17 protein-coding genes and 1 pseudogene are annotated in these 22870 nt (G+C 60.0%); 4 read left to right on the top strand and 14 right to left on the bottom strand.

From position 1 onward, the window contains the following. Entirely contained in the window at positions 1-1662 is a 1662-nt protein-coding gene (locus FJ970_RS33180; protein WP_415752066.1) for an ABC transporter ATP-binding protein, read from the top strand. Between the two features lie 23 nt (positions 1663-1685). On the opposite strand, the pseudogene FJ970_RS33175 reads toward FJ970_RS33180, so the two are convergent. Continuing rightward, positions 1686-1955: pseudogene (locus FJ970_RS33175) on the bottom strand (transposase); the annotation flags it as partial. A gap of 261 nt (positions 1956-2216) precedes the next feature. On the opposite strand from FJ970_RS33175, the gene FJ970_RS33170 reads away from it, so the two are divergent. After that, positions 2217-3596 (top strand): aspartate aminotransferase family protein, encoded by a 1380-nt coding sequence (locus FJ970_RS33170; RefSeq protein ID WP_140758431.1) that lies wholly within the window; start codon positions 2217-2219, stop codon positions 3594-3596. Between the two features lie 201 nt (positions 3597-3797). Here the strand turns inward: FJ970_RS33170 and FJ970_RS33165 are convergent, their stop codons facing one another. From FJ970_RS33165 to xylB, 9 genes are all read right to left on the bottom strand, one after another. Next, the gene (locus FJ970_RS33165; protein WP_140758432.1) at positions 3798-4721 is read right to left on the bottom strand and encodes an aminotransferase class IV; all 924 of its coding nucleotides are present in this window, start codon (positions 4719-4721) and stop codon (positions 3798-3800) included. Position 4722: 1 nt separating this feature from the next. Further along, entirely contained in the window at positions 4723-5562 is an 840-nt protein-coding gene (locus tag FJ970_RS33160; RefSeq protein ID WP_140758433.1) for an ABC transporter permease, read from the bottom strand. Then, positions 5562-6740 carry an ABC transporter permease gene (locus FJ970_RS33155; protein ID WP_140758434.1) on the bottom strand — a complete coding sequence of 393 codons (1179 nt, stop codon included), beginning with the start codon at positions 6738-6740 and terminating at the stop codon, positions 5562-5564. The genes FJ970_RS33160 and FJ970_RS33155 overlap by 1 nt, the downstream gene beginning before the upstream one ends. Positions 6741-6816: 76 nt before the next feature. Further along, entirely contained in the window at positions 6817-7860 is a 1044-nt protein-coding gene (locus FJ970_RS33150; protein WP_140758435.1) for an ABC transporter substrate-binding protein, read from the bottom strand. 19 nt (positions 7861-7879) lie between these two features. Further along, a complete protein-coding gene (locus FJ970_RS33145) occupies positions 7880-8953 on the bottom strand; it encodes an ABC transporter ATP-binding protein (RefSeq protein ID WP_140758436.1) in 1074 nt (357 codons plus the stop codon). A 210-nt stretch (positions 8954-9163) separates the two neighbouring features. Further along, on the bottom strand, positions 9164-10135 hold the full coding sequence (locus FJ970_RS33140) for a LacI family DNA-binding transcriptional regulator (protein ID WP_415752061.1): 972 nt from the start codon (positions 10133-10135) through the stop codon (positions 9164-9166). Positions 10136-10213: 78 nt separating this feature from the next. Beyond that, the gene (locus FJ970_RS33135) at positions 10214-11338 is read right to left on the bottom strand and encodes a hypothetical protein (protein WP_140758438.1); all 1125 of its coding nucleotides are present in this window, start codon (positions 11336-11338) and stop codon (positions 10214-10216) included. Between the two features lie 11 nt (positions 11339-11349). Next, a complete protein-coding gene (locus FJ970_RS33130) occupies positions 11350-12798 on the bottom strand; it encodes an FAD-binding oxidoreductase (protein ID WP_140758439.1) in 1449 nt (482 codons plus the stop codon). Positions 12799-12813: 15 nt separating this feature from the next. Further along, complete coding sequence (gene xylB / locus FJ970_RS33125) at positions 12814-14295, bottom strand: xylulokinase (protein ID WP_140758440.1); 1482 nt, start codon at positions 14293-14295, stop codon at positions 12814-12816. Between the two features lie 637 nt (positions 14296-14932). On the opposite strand from xylB, the gene FJ970_RS33120 reads away from it, so the two are divergent. Beyond that, entirely contained in the window at positions 14933-17383 is a 2451-nt protein-coding gene (locus tag FJ970_RS33120; protein ID WP_140758459.1) for a GcvT family protein, read from the top strand. A gap of 247 nt (positions 17384-17630) precedes the next feature. Here the strand turns inward: FJ970_RS33120 and FJ970_RS33115 are convergent, their stop codons facing one another. Beyond that, positions 17631-17987 carry a VOC family protein gene (locus tag FJ970_RS33115; protein WP_140758441.1) on the bottom strand — a complete coding sequence of 119 codons (357 nt, stop codon included), beginning with the start codon at positions 17985-17987 and terminating at the stop codon, positions 17631-17633. 816 nt (positions 17988-18803) lie between these two features. Between FJ970_RS33115 and FJ970_RS33110 the strand changes: the two genes are divergently transcribed. After that, a complete protein-coding gene (locus tag FJ970_RS33110; protein ID WP_140758443.1) occupies positions 18804-20114 on the top strand; it encodes an NAD(P)/FAD-dependent oxidoreductase in 1311 nt (436 codons plus the stop codon). A gap of 5 nt (positions 20115-20119) precedes the next feature. Here the strand turns inward: FJ970_RS33110 and FJ970_RS33105 are convergent, their stop codons facing one another. Genes FJ970_RS33105 through FJ970_RS33095 form a run of 3 tightly spaced genes read right to left on the bottom strand, consistent with a single transcriptional unit; the run spans position 20120 to position 22813 of the window. Then, the gene (locus FJ970_RS33105) at positions 20120-21409 is read right to left on the bottom strand and encodes an NAD(P)/FAD-dependent oxidoreductase (protein ID WP_140758444.1); all 1290 of its coding nucleotides are present in this window, start codon (positions 21407-21409) and stop codon (positions 20120-20122) included. A 22-nt stretch (positions 21410-21431) separates the two neighbouring features. Continuing rightward, a complete protein-coding gene (locus FJ970_RS33100) occupies positions 21432-22115 on the bottom strand; it encodes an amino acid ABC transporter permease (RefSeq protein ID WP_140758445.1) in 684 nt (227 codons plus the stop codon). 2 nt (positions 22116-22117) lie between these two features. Next, positions 22118-22813 (bottom strand): amino acid ABC transporter permease, encoded by a 696-nt coding sequence (locus FJ970_RS33095; protein WP_140758446.1) that lies wholly within the window; start codon positions 22811-22813, stop codon positions 22118-22120. Between the last annotated feature and the right edge of the window lie 57 nt (positions 22814-22870).

The following is a 22870-nucleotide window of genomic DNA, read 5'->3' as shown; positions in this document are numbered from 1 at the left end:
ATGGCTGCGCGAGACACTTCCGCCGATACGCTGCTCGATGTCCGAAACCTGCGCATCGAGGCGAATGTGGACGTTTCCGGTGAAGCACCCAGGACCACAATCCTGGTCGATGATGTCTCATTCTCTCTCAAAAAGGGCAGGGTTCTGGGCCTGATCGGGGAATCGGGCGCAGGCAAGTCAACCATCGGCCTGTCTTCCCTGGCCTACGCGCGCGACGGAATCACGATTACCGGGGGGCAGATCATCCTGAACGGCCGGGACATCCTCAAGGAAGGCACCGGGGGAACCCGGGGCCTGCGAGGACGAGAAGTCTGCTACGTTGCGCAGTCGGCTGCTGCGGCCTTCAATCCAGCTCAGAAACTCATGGACCAAGTGGTGGAGTCATCGCTGGTGCACGGCGTTGCCACCCGAGCAGAAGCCGAACGAAGAGCGGTGGCCCTGTTCCGGAAGCTCAAGCTCCCTGATCCCGAGAAGATCGGTGAGCGCTACCCGCATCAGGTTTCCGGCGGCCAGTTGCAGCGGGTGATGACGGCCATGGCGCTTTGTCCGGCGCCGGATCTCATTGTTTTCGATGAGCCGACGACTGCCCTGGACGTGACCACCCAGATCGGCGTTCTGGCGGCAATCAAAGACGCGATCCGCGACACCGGTGTGGCTGCGCTGTACATCACGCACGACCTTGCCGTCGTCGCTCAAGTGTCGGACGAAATCCTTGTCCTGCGCCACGGCAAGCTGGTGGAAAAAGGGACGACGCACGAAATCATAAAGGAACCTCGCCAGGAGTACACGAGATGTCTCGTCTCCACGGCCGAGATCAAACGCCAGGAGCAGCAACCTGGTGCGACGCCATTCCTGTCCGTGAAAAATGTGACCGCCTCGTATGGCGGCGGGACATTGAAAGTGCTGAAAGACGTCTCGATTGATCTGTTCGAGGGTCAGACGCTCGCCGTCGTGGGCGAGTCGGGTTCAGGTAAGTCTACACTGGCGCGCGTGATTACCGGCCTCCTGGCGCCCGAGCAAGGGCGGTTGACCTTCTCCGGACATGCCCTTGTCCCCCATTTGCGCGACCGCCCGAAGGAGGATCTGCGACAGTTGCAGATGATTCACCAAATGGCCGATGTCGCCATGAATCCACGCCACACCGTCGATGCAATCATCGGGCGGCCCCTGGAGTTCTATTTCGGTATGCGCGGTGCTGAACGCGACAGGCGCGTCATCGAACTTTTGGACGAGATCGAACTCGGGAAAGGCTACAGAAACCGCTACCCTGATGAACTCTCCGGGGGTCAAAAGCAGCGTGTGTGCATAGCTCGAGCGCTCGCGGCCAGACCCAAGGTAATCATCTGCGACGAAGTTACCTCTGCTCTCGATAAATTGGTCGCGGATGGCATCTTGAAGTTGCTCTTGAATCTACAGAAGCAGGACAACACCGCGTACCTTTTCATCACGCACGACCTTGCGACCGTGAAGGCAATCGCGGACTCGATCGCGGTGATGTATCGGGGCGAAATCGTGCGCTATGGGCCCAATAGCGAGGTGCTGACCCCTCCATTCGATGCATACACCGATCTGCTGCTTTCATCGGTCCCTAACATGGAGGTTGGTTGGTTGGAGAAGGCGATCGCCCGCCAACGTGAGAACCAGAGGGCGCAGGTGATCTGAGACCCTGGAGTCTTCGGTCGGATGAGCCTGGCAATGGTGCCGCGGATCATCTGCCGGGTAGCGGCGGCCTTGTGCGAGCCGAGATTATCCACGATGACGATGTCGCCGGGGTCGAGCACGGGCAGGAGCTGCTGCTCGACACAGCCTCTGAAGCACCGTCCGTTGATCGGTCCGTCCAAGACGCATGGCGCAGCAAGCCGGTCGCAGCATAAGGAGCCGAGAAAGGTCAGCATGCGCCAGTGGCCATGCGGAGCACGGCCGCGCAGGCACTTGCTCCTCGGCCCCCAGCCTCTAGCACAGTACACGACGCAAGGGTGAGGACGGCTTGGAGTGATTGAATAGAGGATTCTTCGCCAAAAGGATCCTCCCATGCCAAGCACGATTCACGCCGCCCTCATCGAGACCCTAAAACGTCATTTTGTGCTGCGCAATTCGCGCCTGAGAACGCTGGCGGTCTGCGAACAAACGTTTGTGCAGACTCTATCTTTAGGGTAGTATCGCCTTCGTTCCCTACGTCTCCCTTAAGAAGAGCAAGCGAGGCCGAGCGTCCTGTCATGACCACCGTTCCGAATTCCGCCGCCGCGCGAGACATCGCCTACCTTACCCACCCCAACAGCAATTTCCGCGAGCACGAAAGCTTGGGCCCGCTAGTCATCGATCGGGGAGAAGGCATCTACGTCTACGACGATCAGGGTAACCAGTATATCGAGGGCCTGGCCGGGCTATGGAGCGTCGCGGTCGGATTCCGGAACGAACGCCTGATCCGGGCCATGGCCGAACAGATGGAGAAGTTGCCCTTCTACCATACCTTCATGAACAAGTCGCACGGCCCGGCCATCGATCTCGCAGAAAAGCTGGTGCAGATGACACCAAGGCGCCTGCAGCACGTGCTGTTCGCGAATTCGGGATCGGAGGCCAACGACACTGCCATAAAGGTGGCATGGTACTACAACCATTCCCGCGGCATGCCCCAGAAGCGGAAGTTCATCTCTCGGTCTCCTTCCTTCCACGGCATCACAGTCGCAGCCGCGAGTCTGACCGGCAACCCCATCAATCATCACGGTTTTGGCCTGCCCTTGCCTGGCTTCATCCATGTAACTTGTCCGCACTACTACCGGAACGCATTAGCCGGAGAGACCGAGGAGGAATTCTCCACCAGGCTCGCAAATGAGTTGGAAGAGGTCATCCTCCGGGAAGGGCCGAGCACCGTCGCAGCCTTTCTGGGAGAGCCACTGATGGGAGGCGGCGGCGTCATCGTTCCCCCCACCGGCTACTGGGATAAGGTCCAGGCGGTCTGCCGCAAGTATGACGTCCTGGTCGTGGTCGATGAGGTGATCAATGGCTTCGGCCGGTTGGGGCAGCTGTTCGGATCGGATGTGTTTGACATCGATCCGGACATGATGACGCTGTCGAAGGCGATCACCTCGTCATACCAGCCGCTGTCGGCGCTGCTGATCAGCGATGCGATATACCAGCATGTCGCCGACGAGACGGACCGGGCCGGCAGTTTCGGGCACGGCTACACGACGGCCGGGCATCCGGTTGCAACCGCTGCCGCGTTGGCCAATCTTCGCATTATCGAGGAAGACGGCCTGGTCGAGAATGCCCGACGGATGGGGGCCCTGCTGCACGAGCGCCTTGGCGAGTTCGCCGATCATCCCATGGTGGGCGAAATACGAGGGATTGGCCTGATTGCTGGAATCGAACTCGTCGCCGATAAGGCCACGAAGCGACCATTCGATCCGGCTGGCGCGGTGGGCGCTCATCTGGCGATGCGCGCCCAGCAGGAGCAGCGCCTCATCCTTCGTGCCCTCGGCGACACCATCGCGCTTAGCCCGCCCCTGATCATCGATGCCGACCAGGTGGAGGATATGGTGTCGCGCCTGTGTCGAGCGCTCGACGATACCTACGAGACGTTCGGCCACACACTCTGAGACTGGCGAGCTGGGCCCCGAGACGGGTGGCCCGGTTGGCTCCTGGGGTAACGCTCGCGCCAGGTCGCCTCGGAGAAAGGCCAAATCAGAGCACCTCAAGGCTGGACGCCGTCCGATGCCGGGTCGACCTTTGCACTCACGCGGCATCGCCGAACCGCTGCGAGGCGGCAGGGTGCGATGCGGCTTGATCGGATGCCGCCCCTAGAGAGGCGAGTCGTAATCGATTGGCGTGGCAAGCCAGCCTTCGGCGCGTTTGTTCCAGAACCGATCCTTGATGAGACTAGAGATTGGCCCCGGGCTTCCGTTGCCGAGTATGCGCCCGTCGATGCACGTCGCGGGAAGGATTCCGCCGGCCGTGGTGCATCCAAAAATCTCGTCGGCGTTGCGGAATTCTTCCGCCGAGACGGGGCGCACCCCCAGCGGCAGGCCCAGTTCCTGGCACAGCTCCATGACTGACATGCGGGTGATGCCGTCGAGGCCACCGCGGGACGGGGTCGCAACTACGCCGTCCGTCACGCAAAAGATGTTGAAGCCCGCGCCCTCGGTCACATTCCCCGCCTCGTCCAGCAACACTGCGAAGTCTGCGCCGGCCTCGAGGGCTTCGAACTGCCCGCGTGTCAGGTCGCCCCAGTGGAAATTCTTGACCCGCGGCTCGAAGGATTCAGGAGGGATCCTCCGTGGGCCAGCGATGTAGAGGGAAAGCCCCGCGTCGATCTTTTCCTTCGGTGCTATCCAGATCCACGGGAGCGCATGACAGACAAGATAGTTCCGCGCGTACTTCGGATGCCGCGGCGCGCCCGCGGGGGGCGTACCACGCACACAGTCCATGCCGACATAGGAATGGCGCAATCCAGACAGGCGGATCAGCTTCGTGAGAACCTGCTTGATCTCCTCGTCGGATTCGGGTGGCGACAGCTGCAACTGGTTCATCGAAGCACGGAACCGGCGGATGTGGTCGTCCAGCCGAAAAAAGGCTCCGTTCCAAACGCCCACGACGTCATACGTCACGTCCGATCTGCGGTATCCCCAGTCGAGGATGGAGATCTTCGCTTCGCCGATCGGGTAATACTGGCCGTCGACATAGGCGGCGCCGTTCGCATAGGGTTGGCCATTAGCATCGCTCATCTCAACGGTCCTTTTCTGCCGGGACTGGTTTCGCCTCCCGGGCGCGGCGCTGGAGGATCGTCGACAGGACCTCGATTCCGACAACGACGATGATCGTCGTGAAGAACAAGATTGTGCCAACCACGGCAATCATCGGGCTGAATTCCTCACGTAGCGCGCTGTACATCTGGACGGGGATCGTCTTGCCGTCCGGCCCGGTCAGGAACAGCGCGATGACGACCTCGTCCCACGAGGTCGCGAAGGAGAACAGCGCCGCGGCGAAAATGCCCGGGATCGTATTCGGCAGTATGACCGACCAGATCGTCCGCAGGTGCGACGCGCCAAGGCTCTCGGCGGCATAGAGCATTCTCCGGTCGAGATTGACCAGCGAGGCAGTCGACGCGATCACCGCGAAGGGGATGGCAAGCGACGTGTGCGCAAGCGCCACGCCGAACTGCGTGCCGGCAATGCCGATCATGTTGAAGGCATAGTACATGCCGACCGCCGAAACGACCGCCGGCACCATGATCGGCAGGACCAGGAAGAAGTTTACGAGAGAGCGCAGCCGCTTGTCGGTGATGTAATAGAGGCCGACTGCGGCGAGATAGCCGAGCGGCGTCGCGATGGCCACCGTCGTCAATCCAACGACAAGGCTGTTCTTCAGCGCCCGCTGCCACTGGTCGGAGGAAATGAACCCCCGGTACCATCGCAGCGAAACCTCTCCGATCGGATAGCCGACCAGGTTCAGGTCGTTGAACGAGATGGGGATGATGACCAAAATCGGAAGGACAAGGAACAGCAGCAGCAGAATGTTCGTGACAAGCACCAGCTTACCCAGCACGGATTCGAGGGACGCGCTCATCACTTCGCCGGATCGAATGTGGAACGCATCGCGTAGCGGCCGTAGAAAACCATGGCCAGCGAAGCGATGACGATGAGCACAAGGCTGAGGGCCGAAGCCATGCCCCAGTTCAGCTCGATATTGATGTAGTAGGCGATGAAATAGCTCAGCATCTGATCACGCGGTCCGCCGACCAGGGCTGGAGTGATGTAATAGCCCAACGACACGATGAAGGAGATGAAGCAGCCTGCAACCACGCCGGGGATCGTCAGCGGTGCATAAACCCGCCAGAATGAATAGGTACGGGATGCGCCCAGCGAAAGCGCCGAGCGCATGTAAGCGGGAGAGATGCCCGCCATGACTCCATAGATAGGAAGCAGGGTGAAAGGCACCTGGATATGAATCATCGCCAACAGCGCTCCCAGGCGCGTGTAGATCAGCGGAACATCGCCAACGCCGGGCCAGAGTGGGCCGATCACCGTCTTTAGCAGGCCATTGTTGCCGAGGATCACCATCCAGGCCACGGTCCGGACCAGGACCGACGTCCAGAACGGGATCAGCACCAGCAGAAAGACGATCTTCCTTACCCGGTCTGATCGGGTGACCATGAAATAGGCAAGCGGGAAAGCAATCAGCAGGCTCGCCAGCGTGACTATCAGCGCGACGGAAACCGTGCGCAGCGCGACAGTGACGAAGGTCCGCTGGCTTTCGCTGACCCGGGCGATCTCCACCGCGTCGTTCCTGCGGAGATCAAGCGCAGTCAGCAGATACCGGTCGGTATAGGGACGGGTGGCAACCTGAAGCTGCTTCCAGGTTTCGACCTCCCCCCACCTGTCGTCGATGGCATGCAGGATTTCGACCGGATCCCCAGTCGGGCTCTCTTCCAGTTGGGAGGCAGTCTGCCGGACAAGGCGTTTCAGAGGCCGAAACTCCTTACCCAGGTCGTCCGACAGGCGCAAAATCTGGTTGGTCCGCGAAGAGTCAAGGAGGTCTTCGGCTAACGCCACATAGGCCGGGGGCCCGGGAAGCGCGTTGCCGTCCCAGGACCGGAGCACCTCCGACAGCCTTGGAAGCCGCGAGACGTTCTCCGAATTATCGACGCTTGCCGTCAGCATCATCGCTATCGGCAGGATGAATGCCGCAAGCAGCAAACCGGCGGCCGGCGATAACAGCAAGATCGGCCTGAGACGGCGCATCATGCACGCACGCTCGGACAGGTCGCCTCCCCGGAAATCCGGGGAGGCGATACACCAACCCAATCAGGCTTCTGCTGGATCACTGTGCCAACCAGTTGTTGAAGCGCTGGACAAGCTCCTCGCCGTGCTCCGCCCAGAACTCGGGGTCATAGGAGTAGCCGAGATCGATGTTCTTGCTCGAGGTCGGGATTTTCTCGGCCTGGTCCGGATCGATCATCTCGCCGACCGACTTGCGGCTCGGGCCATAGGAGGCGACGCTCGAATGGTTCTTCATCACCTCGGGCTCGGAGGCGAACTGGATGAACTTCATCGCCAGATCCTTGTTCGGGCTGCCCTTGACGATGCTCCAGTAATTCAGGTCGATCGCATGCCCGTCCCAGACGATCTGGAAGGTCCGGCCTTCCTTGATGGCATTGTCGATGCGGCCGTTCCAGCCCGTGGACATCACCGCCTCGCCCGCGCCGACCAGCTGCGCTGGCTGTGCGCCGGCCTCCCACCAGATGACCTCCGACTTGATGGTGTCCAGCTTCTTGAAGGCTCGCTCCAGGCCTTCCTCGGTCGCCAGAACCTTATAGACTTCTGACTTCGGAACTCCGTCAGCCATCAGCGCCCATTCCAGATTCACGTAGGGACGCTTCCACATCCCGCGCTTGCCCGGGAACTTCTGGAGATCGAAGAAGTCCTGCAGGGTCTTGGGCGTTTCGCCCGTAAACTTCTCCTTGTCATAGAAGAAGATCGTCGACGCAACGACATTGCCCGCGCCGCAGTCCATGGCCCCGAACTTGATGAAGTCATCCTTCGGACCGATCTGCGAATAGTCCAGCTTTTCGAACAGCCCCTGCTCGCAGCCGATGATGACCATATTGGAGTCGGTGTTCACGACATCCCAGGTCACGTTGTTAGAGTCCACCATCGCCTTGATCTTGGACAGCTCATAGCTGTACTGATCCTCGACCAGATCGACGTTGAACTTCTTCTTGAATGGCTCGAAGTAGACCTCCCTGAGCGTGTCCTGGAAGGCTCCTCCCCCCGCGGTTACCGTAAGAGTCTCCGCGACGGCTCCCGTACTCCAAACCGCCAATGCAACCACGGCGGCCAGGCACATCTTTCTGCTGTGTTTCATTTTACTCCCCTTTTTAGCGCTAGTCGTGACGAAACATTCTAACCTCACGCGAGATCGCGATCGGCACGTTCTTCCCAAAAGCAACCCGGCCCCGGTCCTCCGGAGAGACCTTGCCGTACAGGATGTCGGAATTTCCCACCCGCAGCTGAACCTTGTAGTGGTCGCCCTGGAAGCTGATGCCGTCGACGACCGCAGTCAGCCGGTTCACCGTTTCTTCGTTTCCCAGCATGACATCTTCGGGCCGGACCATGACCTTCACGCGGCTGCCGGTCTCGATATGCGAGTTGTCCCGGACCTCGATCTGTTCGCCGCCATGGATCTGAACCACGTAGCGGTCTCCCCGGCGTTCACGCACGGTTCCCTGGGTCGTGCCGTTGCTGCCGATGAAGGTGGAAACGAATTCCGTCGCGGGGTTCCGATAGATTTCCTCCGGAGTCCCGACCTGTTCCAGCCTGCCGGCATTGAACACGGCGATCCGGTCCGACATCGCCAGAGCCTCGCCCTGGTCATGAGTGACAAACAGGACGGTGACGCCCGTCTCTTGCTGGATTCGCTTGATTTCAACCTGCATGTGCTCGCGCAGCTTCTTGTCCAGTGCGCTGAGCGGCTCGTCCATCAGGACAAGGTTCGGGCTGAACACCAGGGCGCGCGCCAAGGCAACGCGCTGCTGTTGCCCACCGGAAAGCTGGCCGGGCTTGCGGTCGCCATAGCCAGAGAGGTGCACCAGCGCCAGCTGCCTCTCAATTCGCCGACGGATCTCCTCCTTCGCGTTGCCGCGGACGCGCAGCGGAAAGGCTATGTTTTGCGCCACCGTCATATGCGGAAACAGCGCATAGCTCTGAAAGATCACGCCCATGTTCCGCCTGCCGGGCGAAACATTGCGCATTGATGCCCCGTCGTAGAAGATTTCGCCGCGGGTCGGCTCGTCGAAGCCAGCCGTCATCATGAGCAGCGTGCTCTTGCCCGAACCGGACGGGCCGAGCAGCGTGAGGAACTCCCCACGCCGAACCCGAAGGTCGATATCGCGGACGGCCATCGTAGAGCCATCATGGCTCTTGGAGATGCCCCTGTACTCCAGCAGTGTGCCGTCCATACCGGTTCTCCGTAGTCAACTTCTGCCTACCGCCGGTTGTTGAACCCTCGAGATGCGGCAAAAAACGCTTTGAACAAACGATGGCTCATCCTATTCGTGGATATTGAGCCATGTCAAGCGCGCAGGGCCGGCGATTGCGTGGAAAGGAAGCGAAGTATTCGGAAAGGCGTCGAGCAAACGTCGGAAGCCGTGCGCCTACAGTGGGACGCGTCAGGCCTTTGCGGCGGCGGTCGATGCACGCCTCGTCAAGCAAACTGGGGACAGGACAATTCGTCTGGGAACGTTGTGGCTGCCCTCGATGACCTCAAGGAGCAGTTCGGCGGCGGCGCGCCCCATCTCCTCATTGGCCAGGGCAACGGTCGTCAGGGGTGGATAGACCAGGCTGGCGAATGGAGCGTCGTGCAGACTGATCATGGACATCTCGCCGGGTATGTCGATTCCCTTCTCGTGCATCACCTGCAAGGCCCCCGCGGCGCTCATCAGGGTCGCCGCGAAAATGGCCGTGGGCCGTGGCGAGACGCGCTCGAGGATTCGTTTCATCGCAGTCGCGCCACCGGCCGCCGTATAGCCGGCAAGCTCCACCAGGGACTCGTCGTAGGCGACGCCAGCGCGTTCCAGCGCGCGCTTGTAGCCGGCGAGCCGCGCCATGGCGTTGACACCACCCTGATGCCCGGCAAGGTGCACAATGCGGCGATGGCCAAGTTCCAGGAGATGATCCACCGCCATCATGGCAGCGGTCTGGTTGTCGTGAGAGACCGAAAAGCGCGCGCCCGGCACATCGCGGTTGAGTGTCACATGCGGAAAGCCGAGGTCGTTCAGCTCCTTTTCCAGGTCCTCGCCGGTGTCGAACCCGCTGACGAGCAGCCCGTCGACCATGCGGCGCTGTACGAGCTTCTTGTAGAGGTTCTCGTCTTTCTCCGATGGGTTCACATAGTTGATGACGAGCGAATAACCCCGATTTTTCAGCGCCGCTGCCGCGCCCTGGATGGCGTCATAGAAAACGGGATTGTCGAGCTGGGGAATGGTGATGCCGATCGTGTAGCTTCTGGCATTCTTCAATCCCCGTGCCAGCATATTGGGCACATATTCAAGCGCCTCGGCCGACGCGAGGATGCGGGCGCGTGTCTCCTGGGAAACACGCTGCTCCGAGTCGCCACGTAGCACCCGTGAAGCGGTTGACATGTCCACCCTCGCATGTTGCGCGACATCTGCGAGCGTGGCTCTCCTCATTCTTCACTCCAATCTGCTTACACGGCCAGTCTAGTTCCCGAACAGTTCGGGCAGCCACGCGACCGCAGGATGTCTCGGCTGACGGTTCTTCGCAAGCCACCAGGCCGCAAGCGGCGAATCGGTGACGATCACGTCGGCCTGCAATTCCACGGCATCATCCAGCCGGGCAAGGGCCAACTTTCTTGCGGTCTCCGGATAGCTCATCCAGAGCCCGTCGTCAGAACCACAGGACTTCGCCAGCCCGCGCGTCCACAGGTCCCATTCCCGCCGGTCGTAGGCAGTATCGGCCACCACGCGAACATGCTCATAAACGGCGCCAGAGCCGCACAACTCCTCTCTTGCCTCAGGCTCCCAACGGAAGCCAGGCTTGAGCGTGACCGAATCGGCCTCACCCTCGCGCAGCAGATATGACGCTCGCGAGTCATGCACGTAGACAGTGCGGTTGCTTTTCTTCGGCGCGACCCCTGAGTCCGCCAGCAGCCGGGAAAAAAGGCTGACCTGTATCGTGTCGGGAAGCTTCACTTCCAGATCCGCGAACATGGAACTGAGCGCCCAAAAGGTCTCGGGACTGTCGCAGATAACCTCCTCGACCACCGAATTCGCGAGTCCGCCGGCGATCGCTTCGGCTTGCCGGCGGGCCAGCTCGCGATCTCCGAACGCAAGGGCCGTCGCGCCCGTCAGGGCAGGCCAGGGCTCCACGTCCCCATGTCCCGCTACACGCAGGGCTTCCGCCAATGATTTCCCATGCGAGGCGTCACCGCCGAACAAGACTATCTCGCCCAGCAGCATGATTCGCTTCGCCTGCGGCACGGATGGCGCCGCGAACTTCGCGAGCTCGGCCAGCGCTGCCGCTACAGGTTCCGGCACGCCGCCAGTCAAGACCGCATCGGCCCTGGCCGCTCGCATTATTTGCCAGACCGGTGCGTGGTACGGGTCGTAAGCTTGGCTGATGCTGTCCAGCGTCGACTGGAACAGCAGCTCCGTCGAGCGGCCGTCCAGAGCGCATCCCCGCTCGAGGGCGCGCCACAGCATCACACTTCGCGCACGAAGCGTATGTCCGTCGCATTCGGACACTGCAGCCACTTCACCAGCTGGAGCGAGCATCGGACAAAATCTCAGAGCGGCCACTTGTGACCGAAAATCAGACAGCAGCATTGCATGATCCTTCATTGCGTCGGCCCAAATCCCATCTTGCCAGGGTTCATGAGGTGATGCGGGTCAACCGCATCCTTGATTGCCTCGATGACCTGGAACCCGGCGCCGTATTGTCTGCGCACATGGCGCGCCAGCTTGAGTCCGACGCCATGGTGCTCATTGAGGACCCCGCCAAATTCGAGGTTGATCGCGGTGGACATGTTCCACACAGCGTCGTGAAGGCGAATGGCCTCTTCCTTGTCTTGTGGCGGCTTCTCGATGACAAAGCGGTCGTAGACCATGACGCCCCAAGGAAACCAGTGCGAGAAATGCGCGTAATAGTAGAGGTCGTACTCGGCGAAGGCCTGGGTGAGCCGCTCTCGCTTATTCGTGTATAATTTCATGATGTTGTTGTAGGTCGTAACGGTATCGAGTGTTCCGAACATCCACGGAACATCGAGCGCCTTGGGCGGATAATAGAAGTTGTAGCGGTTGTCCCACCATTTCATCCCGGCCTCTGCACCGAGCGGCGCAGCTGAGAATTCCCTGCAGATTTCGATGGCCCTGCGTTCGCAGACGTCGACGATGTCCTCGAAGCCGTCGAAGCCGATCACGAGGTAGGCCCCCTTGCTGACGTCGAGATCGAGCACATTCTTGACGGTCTTGACCGTCGAGACTTCGTCGTAGAGACGCATCACGCAGGGGCGCAGGTCGGCATGCATGATCCGTCGGCCTGCCTCCATGCCCGAGGCAAGGTCCGGGAACAGGAAAGCCGTGAAGCGACGCGTTTGCGGCAACGGGGTGATCCGCAGCGTTGCCTCTGTGACAATGCCGAAGATGCCCTCCGCCCCCACAAAATTTTGCAGGATGCCCGGACCCGCCGCATGGTTCGGCACCGGCAGAGTCCGCATCACGTCGCCGTTGGGCAGCACCACCTCGACCGAAAGCACGAGATCTTCTGCCTTCCCGTATTTCGTGGACACCGTGCCGGAGCCACGGCAAGCAAGGCTGCCGCCGATCGTCGCGGCATGAACCGAGGCGGGATAGTGCGGAAAGGTCCAGCCGCGCGCATTCAACGCGGCCTCCAGGTCATAGCCGACAATTCCGGCCTGCACGGTGACCGTGCCCGACACCTCGTCGATGTTGATGATCCGCTTGAGGCGCTTCAAATCGATGACCATACCGCCATAGACAGGCAGTATGGCGCCTTGCGATCCGGACCCGCCGCCGAACGGGATCACGGGAATGCGGTAGATGTTGGCGAGTTTGATCAACTCCACCACCTCTTCCACAGACCCAGGCGCCACGACGACATCCGGCAGGTCTGGCTCGGCGCCCAGATCGAGCAGCGCGCGCGGGGCCCAGTAGGTATCCAGGCTGTAGGACAGGCGATCCGACGCGGATGTGAACGTATGGTCGCGCCCCACGATACCGATGATCTCGTTCAGGATCATCATATCAAGCAATTTTGACTTAAGCATAGTCCACTCCTAACTCTACGCCACCGTATATTTTCGGTATAAAGGCTGCAGTGCTTTCACTGTCTCGCAATAAAAAGGATACCGACTTGCGTATACTTCCGCCGCAGCATCATTCGGCTCGCAGACCTTTCTGAACCGCACGCAAGTCCGCACCGCATCCCGCACGAAAGGAAACTGGCCGATCCCCACGGCGGCGAGCAGCGCGGTGCCGAAGGAAGCATCGTCGTTCTCTGGCCAGACGACCCGAATGCGGAAGATGTCGGCAATGATCTGGCGCCAGACAGGGCTGCGCGCGCCTCCCCCGATGATCCTCGCCTCGCGCAGGGCCCCGAGCTCCTTCGGCAGGGAGTTGAGGCAGTCGAGCAGGGAGAACCCGATCCCCTCATAGAGCGCGCGCACAAAGTGGGCATGGCCGTGCCGCATCGACATGCCAAGGAAGCCGGCGCGCAATTGCGTGTCCCAGTAGGGCGAACGTTCCCCGTTCAGGAACGGGTGGAAAATCAGGCCCTCAGCGCCCGGCTCCACCGACGCAGCAAGCCGGTCGAGCTCGACGAAGCCATCATGGCCAGTGACCAGATTCTCCTGGAGCCAGCGATGCGCTGACGCACAGGAATTGGTCGCCGCCACCACGTACCAGTAGTCGGGATCGATATGGCGATAGTTCAGCAGGTCCGCATGCGGATGCGCCTTCTCTGACACCACGGCGACGACACCCGCAGTCGCGAGCTTGATCGCGGCCAGGCCGGGTTCGGCCGCGCCCGCGGTCAACATCTCCACCGAGCTGTCCGAAGCCCCCATGACGACGGGAGTTCCCTCGGCAAGGCCAGTCATCGTCGCCGCCTGCGGCGTTACCGTGCCGGCAAGAGCGAACGGACTGCCGATCGGCGGCATGGTCGACAGATCCCAGCCGATCATCTCTGCCAGTTCGGGCGACCACGCGTTTGCCGCCATGTCCAGCATTAGCGTGCCGGCGGCGTCCACGTAGTCTGTCTCCCAGCGCCCGGTGAGGAAGAAGCGCAGATAATCCTTGGCGGGATAGACCCGGTGGACACGCGAGACGATCTGGGGCTCATGTCGGCGCAGCCACAGAAGCTGCGGCAGGGTCCACGTCGGATTCGCCTTCTGATAGCCGACCTGCAGGATGCGCTCGCCGTACAGCCGGACCAACTCAGCCGATTCCGCGGCGCTGCGCTGATCGCTCCAGAGGATGGCGGGGCGGAGAATCTCACCCTTCTCGTCGACGAGCACCACGATATGAGTTCCGGAAGAGACCGCCGCCGCGGTAACGCCCTGCAGGCTGCCTTTCTCGGCAAGGCACTTCAGGGCGGAGGACATTGCGGCGATCCATTCCTTCGGATCCTGCTCTGCCCAGCCCGGATGGCGATAGCTCGTCATAAGGCTGGCGGAGGCAGCGTCGATCACTTCGCCACGCCCATCGATGACCGTCGCCTTGAGGCTGCCCGAGCCCAGGTCGATTCCCAGAAATCGTTCCGCCATGAACTCTCCTGCGGTGGCGGCCGCGGCTGACGGCCACAACCTCCCTATAGCGCAGGATTTGAGCAAGCACAAACGATTGTTCTCGTGCATTCCAGGGGCTTCTGCGGAAATGGACCAGCAGGGCTCCGATGGTATTGTCGAGTGGATGGTGCCAAACCACGCCGGATAGCCTCGCTCTGTCTGGACCGTCAACAAGCCGGGAAGGTCTACTATGCCGGACGTGGCGGATGGTTTCGGCGAGCTTGCGCGAGGACGGGCACCACTCATCATCACGCTTGAAACAGCCAATACTGTGATTTTTCGTGGAATGAGGACCCTGTTTGAGGGGTGATTTTCGTCCAAACTGGACCCCTTAACGATGGGGGCATCAAGATGCCTCCGGTTTGATCGGAGGCATTTGTGTTTTGGATGTTGGCCATGGAGACGATTGCAAAGATACGGCGCGTAATGCTCGTCAGATGCGCCGAAGCCCAGATGGCGGCATCATCGTCTAATCAGCCGTAGCTGTCTTTGGTTGATAAAGGCCCTGTCATTGACAAGAACAATCGTTTGTGCATTGATTAACTCGCGCCAGACTGGTGAAATCGAACAAATTGCCCTCACGGCGCATCGCGCCAGTGTATCTGAAGAGACAAAGATGTCAGACGTTCCAGAGCAGGCCGAGGTTGTGATTATTGGTGGCGGCGTAGCGGGGTGTTCAATCGCGTATCATCTGACCAAAATCGGAATTAACGACGTCGTTCTTTGTGAACGCAAACAACTGGCCTGTGGAACGACATGGCACGCAGCGGGGCAGGTCACGCAAATGCGCGCGACAAGACAACTGACTGAGCTTGCAAAATACACAAGCGAATTGTTCGCTACGCTGGAGGAGGAAACGGGCCAGGCGACGGGCTTTGTCCAAAAGGGTTGTTTGCGTATTGCTACATCGGACGCACGTATGGAAGAATTGGATCGCGGCGCTTCGATGGGGCGGAACTTCGGCTTGGTGGTCGATCATGTGAGCCCAGGCGAAATCAAAGAACGCTGGTCGCCGATAAACATCGACGGAATTGTAGGCGGCATCTGGATGCCAAACGACGGGCAAGGCAATCCGACCGATTTGACCCAAGCTTATGCAAAGGGCGCCCGCAACCGCGGCGCTCGGATCCTAGAAAACACACCGGTCGTCCGCATCCTCGTTGACAACGGTCGAACCTCGGGCGTGGAGACAACCAGAGGAAGGATCCGAGCGAAGACGGTCGTGATCTGCGGCGGAATGTGGTCACGCGATCTCGCGATGCAGGTCGGTGTAACGCTTCCATTGCACGCGGCGGAGCATTTCTACATTGTGACCGAACCCATCCCTGATCTGCCGCGCAATCTACCGATAATGATCTTAAGCGACGAGTATGCGTACTATAAAGAAGATGCCGGCAAGCTTCTCCTTGGCTGCTTTGAGCCAAAAGCAAAACCATGGGGGCATAATGGTATATCCCCTGATTTCTGCTTTGATTCACTGCCAGCTGATTTTGATCATTTTGAACCAGTATTGGATTTAGCGACAAAGCGAGTCCCCTTGCTGAAGGAAGCTGGAATTAGGCTTTTCTTCAACGGACCAGAGAGCTTCACGCCCGATCATCGATACTACGTTGGCGAGACGGTGGAGGTGCCCGGTCTTTTTTGTGCTACCGGGTTCAACTCTTTAGGCATCGGCGCATCGGGTGGCGTAGGCAAGGCGCTTGCTCAATGGATCCGCGACGGCCGCCCCCCGATGGATCTTATCGACGTTGATGTGAGCCGCACGATGTCCTTCCAGTCCAATAGAAAGTATCTCCATGACCGAACCGTAGAAAGTCTCGGTCTCTTGCTTCAGATGCACTGGCCATATCGTCAATATAACACTGCACGTGATATCCGGCGCGGCCCGTTTCATGACAGGCTTTTAGCGGCAGGTGCATGCATGACTGAGGCTGCTGGGTTCGAACGGCCCGGCTTTTTTGGAGCACCGGGCACCACGCCAACAATAGACTACTCCTTCGGGCGCCAGAACTGGTTTGAACTCTGCGGTGAGGAGTGTCGTAATACGGCGGCGAACGTCACGCTTTTCGATCACTCTAGCCTAGTCAAATTCCTGGTACGCGGTAGGGATGCCTGCAAGGCCCTCAACTACCTGTGCGCAAATGAGATTGATGTCCCTTCTGGCAAAGTCGTTTACACACAATGGCTCAATGCCCATGGCGGCATTGAAGCTGACGTCACGGTGACTCGAATTTCGGAAATCGAATTCATTGTCGCCACATCGGGTACGTCGCAACGGCGCGACTTTGCGTGGCTTATCAAACATATCGCTCCAGATGCCCACGTCTTCGTACAAGATGTCACTTCAGGGCTGTCGATGCTGGCTCTAATGGGCCCCAACTCGCGAAACTTGCTGAAGGCTGTTTCTCCCGACGATTTCTCGGCAGAAGGGTTCCCCTTTGGCACCAGCCGAGAAATCGAACTCGGTTACGCGCGTGTGCGCGCCACCCGCCTAACATTTGTTGGCGAGCTTGGCTGGGAGCTTTACATGCCAACCGAGTTCGCCACTCATGTATTCGATTGTCTGGTCACAGCGGGCGAGGAGTTTAGACTGCGCCATGGCGGCTATTTTGCCATTAACTCGCTACGCATGGAGAAGGGGTACCGGCACTGGGGTCACGATATTGGCGATGAGGACACTCCCCTCGAGGCGGGACTGGGATTTGCGGTCGATTGGAACAAGACCAACGGGTTTATAGGTCGAGATGCCCTTCTCCAGCAGAAAGAGAAAGGAACGACGAAGCGCAGGCTGATTCAGCTGAAGCTCGATAACTCTGATGCGCCCCTAGTCTATCACCAAGAGCCGATTTTGCGCGATGGGAAAATTATAGGTGCGATAACTTCGGGGGCTTATGGCCACCGCGTGGGTGCATCGCTAGCTATGGGTTACGTGACATCGGCGGATGGAGTGGATCTGGCCTTCCTTAGAGACAAACCAGTCGAGATCGAAGTAGCCCTAAAGCGTTATCCCGCATCAGCCCAGATCTCCCCCTGGTATGATCCAAATGGCGAACGCGTGAAGAGCTGACCTTACTGCCCCGCCACAAGTGAACCGGGAATCAACATGACCATTGCCCCGAACTCGTCTGTCGCCCGCGACATTCCTTACATTACCCACCCTAACGGCAACTATAGTGAGCACGAGAAGGCTGGGTCACTAATTATAGAACGCTGCGACATAAGGTCCAGCATGCGATACGGAACGCTCAAGCGCTAGACCGGTCGTCGAAACGCGGCTCCGGCAAAAATATTTTTGGCTGGCTGAGCTTTCGGTGTTATGTTTTGAAGGGTTTTGAGGGTGGCTCCGCAAGAGTGATGCGATTCCCATCAGGGTCCACAATTTGGGCGATCCTGCCGTAGTCGCCCTGTAATTCATCCTCTAACGTCACACCAATCTGCTCAAGCGCCATGCGGGCCTTAGACATTTCCGGCACGACGACGGTCAGTCTACCGGACCCGGCATTTTCCTCGTCCTGGAAGATTTGAATGTTCGCCCCTGCGACGCCGCGCCATTGGATCAGTCCATTCATGGGGCGATCATCAGGCTCCCGGCCGAACAGTTGGGTATAAAACTTCTCTGCACTGGCAATGCTTGCTGTCGCGAGAGCGGCATAAATACCCTGGATTTCCATCACACGGTTCCCTTCCATTGCCCAGCATCTGTAATGAGAAAAAGAGTAGTTCCGTTCCAATTTGTTTCTGGGAGGATCGCGCGTTTAGTGAAGAGGCGGCCAATGCAGAGTTTCGTTTGGGCGCTCAAATCGTGACGCCATCACCGCGCAAAGCGAAGAGGCCTAAGCTCATTATGTTCTATCCGTGCAGCAGGACCCTGTTCGCCCGGTTTGCTTGGCAAGGTAACGCGCCTCGTCGGCGTGAGCTCGCCAGCTTTCCGCAGCGGGTTTCGCGATTAGGGCAGACCTGAATTGCCATGTAGTGGGCGCCTCACTGACGGCGAAGCGGGCCGGCCTAGTCTAAGGGGATCTGACCAGCAGCGTGGGAGCTGTCGCCATTTGAACCAGCCGAAGGATACTAGGTTCCCGCACGGCGGCATGAAAAGCGGAGCCAGCGGGCCAGGCGCTCGGCTCCCGCGCCTACCGGTGCGGGCGACCCTCTGCGATAACGTTGTAGAACACACAACAGGCCAATAAGGAGACAACGCCGCCTAAGAGATCACTCGCCGTCAAACCAGAAAAATACACGACACAAACGCTGACACGGCCGCCCCTACCTTGGAAATCGACCAAGATAGAACCGTTAGAGAGCTCTGATGTTCCGCTCCGGTTTGCAATTTTGAACTCTTCGCCGCGGCGGACGCATTCTGCCTTTGGGGCGTTCGGGACGTGGACAAACATCGGTACGACAATCGGTCTGAAACTTCTCGCCCTTTGCGAAGCGCCCTGTCGCTTCCGCTATTGCTGTCCTGAAGGCGGCGGACCTGCCGTCCATGCTTGACAACCGGCCCTGAATTTACGTTCGTGCGCTTGAAATTCAAAAATTGGGTGAACGTCTACATGCCGGAATTGGTCAAGGAAGTGGCAATTATTGGAGCGGGCATCGTCGGCGTCAGCGCAGCTCTTTATTTGAAGCGGGCAGGTCTGAACGTCACGGTCCTTGACCCGTTGCCCCCCGGCACCGCGACGTCTTTCGGCAATGCCGGAATGGTCAGGCACGATTGCAACGTGCCTGTGGCCATCCCTGGAATGCTGCGGCAAGTGCCAGGCTGGCTCACCGATCCGTTGGGACCACTGGTTTTGAGGCCTCGCTACGCGTTGAAGGCAGCGCCTTGGCTGCTCAGATGGATTCGGGCCGGACGGATGGACCGCGTGAATAGGGCAGCAGACGCCCTATGCAACCTTCATAGGGGCAACCTCGAATGCTATCGTGATTTGATCGGCGGTCCAACGTTCGCAGCCCTGATCCGCGAGGTAGGCGGTATCCAGATCTGGGAAAGCGAGGCCCTTGGTCTCTCCGACCGCATCACTGCTGAAATCAACGAGCGGCAAGGCGTCGTCACCGAACCGTTGTCTCGCTCGGATTTGGAGCGCTTGTTGCCGGGTATTTCAAACATTGCAAAACGCGGGCTCCTCTATCCCCACAACGCCCATACGATCGATCCACATAGCTTGGTCATGGCCATTGCTGACGGGGTGCGGCAAGCCGGCGGTGTGTTCGAAGCGGAACGCGTGCTGAAGATCATCCCTCGCGAAGCAGGTGGCTACACGCTTATGACGAACACGGCCAACCGAAAGGCGGACGCCGTGATCATCGCCGCTGGCGCCTGGTCGAACCGCTTGCTCGAGCCGCTCGGTGCCGAATTGCCGCTCGAGACGGAACGTGGTTACCACCTGATGATCCCCTCCCCGTCGATCGAATTGCCGATGCCGGTCCAGATGAAGAACCGGGCTTTCGCGCTGTCGCCGATGGAACACGGCCTCCGTCTCGCCGGCACGGTCGAGATTGCCGGCCTGGAAGCCCCACCTGACGAACGGCGTTCCGAAATCCTGCTCACCCACGCTCGAGCGCTGTTTCCCGATCTGAAGGGCGGAGAGCCGACGATCTGGATGGGCTTTCGCCCATCCCTGCCTGACAGCGTGCCGGCGATTGGCCAGGTGCGGGGACATAGCTCGCTCTTCGTCGCGACGGGCCACGGTCATACGGGTATGATCGGCGGCGGCTCGACGGGACGGCTGATCGCCGAACTCGTCACCGCCAGTCGGCCCCATATCGACCCCGCCCCATATTCGCCTGACCGCTTCTGAAACGCCTAAGCAACGCGCATTGAGCGGCGTTCGCGGACGAGGTCCATGCCTTGATAGGCCCAGTAAGTCATTTGGACAGCGGCAGTGCCGAAAAGGCCGCCGTTCCACAAAAAACCGAATGGCGCAAACGCGCGATAGCGGTCGCTCTCGCCCGCAATTGCCTCGGCGACCACCCGGGCACCGATCGCGGTGGTGTTGAGACCATGGCCGCCGAAGCCGGTACAGGCCCACACGCCCAGCATAACCGGTCCGATCAGCGGCATTAAATGTCTTGCGTAAGCCATCAGTCCCGACCATGCCACGGCGACCTTCAAGCTCTCTAGTTGGGGGTAGGTCGCGATCATTTCTCGCCGGATCACGGCAGCGATGTCGCGCGGATCGGTGGTGCGCGTAGTTATGCGCCCACCCCATAGCAGCTTGCCGTCAACCACGCGGTAATAGTCGCCGGCGCGCCGGCCATCGCTGATCCCCGATTGCGTGCGGATCGCGGTTGCAATCAGTTCGGGCGCCAGTTCACTCAGCACGACGTATGTGGCGATCGGCAGCAAGGCGCGGCGCAGAGCCGGCAGGACGCGGTCGGTATAGCCGCCGCCGGCAAAGACGACGCTCGCGGCGCTTACTTCGCCTTCGGGCGTGCGTATTCTTTTTTCCGCGCCGGCGAGATCGGCAGAAACCGCGGGCGTATCCTCGTGGACGGATCCGCCGAGCCGAACAATTTCGCGCGCCAGCGCGCGGGCATAATTCAGCGGGTGGAAATGGAACGAGGCGTCGTCCAGGAGCCCTTGATGGTACTTCCTCGATAGCAGCAGGCTTTGCACTTCCTCGCGGGAAAGCAAGCGCAACTGGCGGCCGAACTCAGTCTCCTGTTGGTCACGCTGAGCCTTCAGTGCCTCGCTATTTTCGTAACGCGATACCCGCAAGATGCCGTGAATGACCTGCGCATCGGTGATGGCCAGGTCGCGGATGGCGTCGGAGACCATGGCGACGCCCTCCATCGAAAGGCGAAACAGGGCCCTGGCATGGTCGGTACCGACGCGCTTACGGATCTGGTCGCCGCGCGCCGCCCACCCCGGAGACACGAAACCTCCGTTGCGGCCCGACGCACCCCAAGCGACGCGGCGCGCCTCAAGGACCGTCACCGAAAGCCCGCGCCGGGCAAGCTCGAGCGCAGTCGTCAATCCCGCGAGGCCGCCGCCGACAATACAGACGTTCGCATCATGCCGGCCAGACAGCACGGGGTACGAAGCCTCTGACGTCAGCGTGCGTCTGTAGTAGGTGTCGACATAGGGGGTCATTGGATCCGCCGGCCACGCTGGCTCAATCGAGGTTGATGAAACGGGTGCCGCCGACCTTACGCTCCGCCCAGCGCGTGAAACGCAGGACCGGGTAGCAGTAGGCGAAATAAACCAGTGCGATCACGCCGTAGATGAAAAGCACGTCGCGCGGAAACCGCATGATCGAAATCTCACCCTGGCGCGTCAGCTCCGAGATGCCGATCACCGAAAGGATGGCTGTGTTCTTGATGATGTTGACATAGACGCCGCTCATCGGCGGCACTGTCAACTTCAAGGCCTGCGGCAGGACGACCAGGCAGAGTATCGGGACACGTCTTAAGCCCAAGGAGGTGGCAGCCTCCCACTGCCCCTTTGGAACAGCGTCGATAGCCCCCATCACGATCTCGGCGACATAACTGGAGGTATAGACCGAGAGCGAGACGAACGCCGCCATCTCGGAACTCCATTGCAGCGGGTCAATGCCAGTGTTGGGCAGCACGAAATAGAAGACGTAGAGCTGCACCAGGAACGGTGTCCCGCGCAGCATGTGGATATAGAGGCCGAAAAGCTGGTGGAACACCGGCACCCGCTGGCTTCGCACGACGCCGATTAGGAAGCCCAGCACGGAGCCGACGACGATTGCGATGAGCGAGACCCAGAACGTCTGCACGAAACCGGTCCACAGGAAAGGCAGGATCGCGACGACTATGTCGAGATAATGCTGCATTGCTACCTCCCGGTGTTCCATGCGGGGCCGGCGAGCCAGCGCTTGACCGTCCATGACAAACCCAGCATCACGGCGTAGATGGCGAGATAGCCGGCGGCTATGGTGAGGAAGCTCTCGTTGGGCCGCACCCTTTCGCTATTCAGCAACAGGCCGGCACTGAGGAAATCAAAAACCGCGATGATCGAAAGAAGCGAGGTGTCCTTGATCAGCACCGCGGTCTGACCAAGCAGGGGAGGCAGGGTATTGGCGAACGCCTGCGGCAGGACGATGTACCGCAGCCGCTGCAGATAGGACATGCCAACTGCCTTGCCGCCTTCGATCTGCCCCCGCGAAACCGACGCGATGCCGCCGCGCACGATCTCGCTCATATAGGCGGCATTGTGCAGCGACAACGCCATGATACCGAGGGTCAGTTCGCTCCAGCGGCCAGTTGCCGGAACCAGGATCGGTAGACCGTAGTAGATAAGATAAATCTGCACCAGCAGTGGGGTCGCCAGAATGAACGCGACATAGCCCGCTACCGGGCGCCACAGAATTGCGCGGCTCGACATGCGGCAAAGCGCCAACACCGTGCCAAGGGTGACGGCGGCGATGAGGCTGACAGCCGCCGCGACAAGCGTATTTTCAAGACCCTCGGCGAAGCGCCCGAGATACTGCTCGACGATGCGATAGTTGTAAAAATCAAGGACCCAGTTCATCCGGTTTCCGCATTGGAGCTCAGGGCTTTGACCGCCTCGGCGACCTAGTCAGGATGT

The sequence above is a fragment of the Mesorhizobium sp. B2-1-8 genome, assembly GCF_006442545.2.
GTDB lineage: Bacteria > Pseudomonadota > Alphaproteobacteria > Rhizobiales > Rhizobiaceae > Mesorhizobium.
This window is presented reverse-complemented; position numbering and strand designations above follow the sequence as displayed.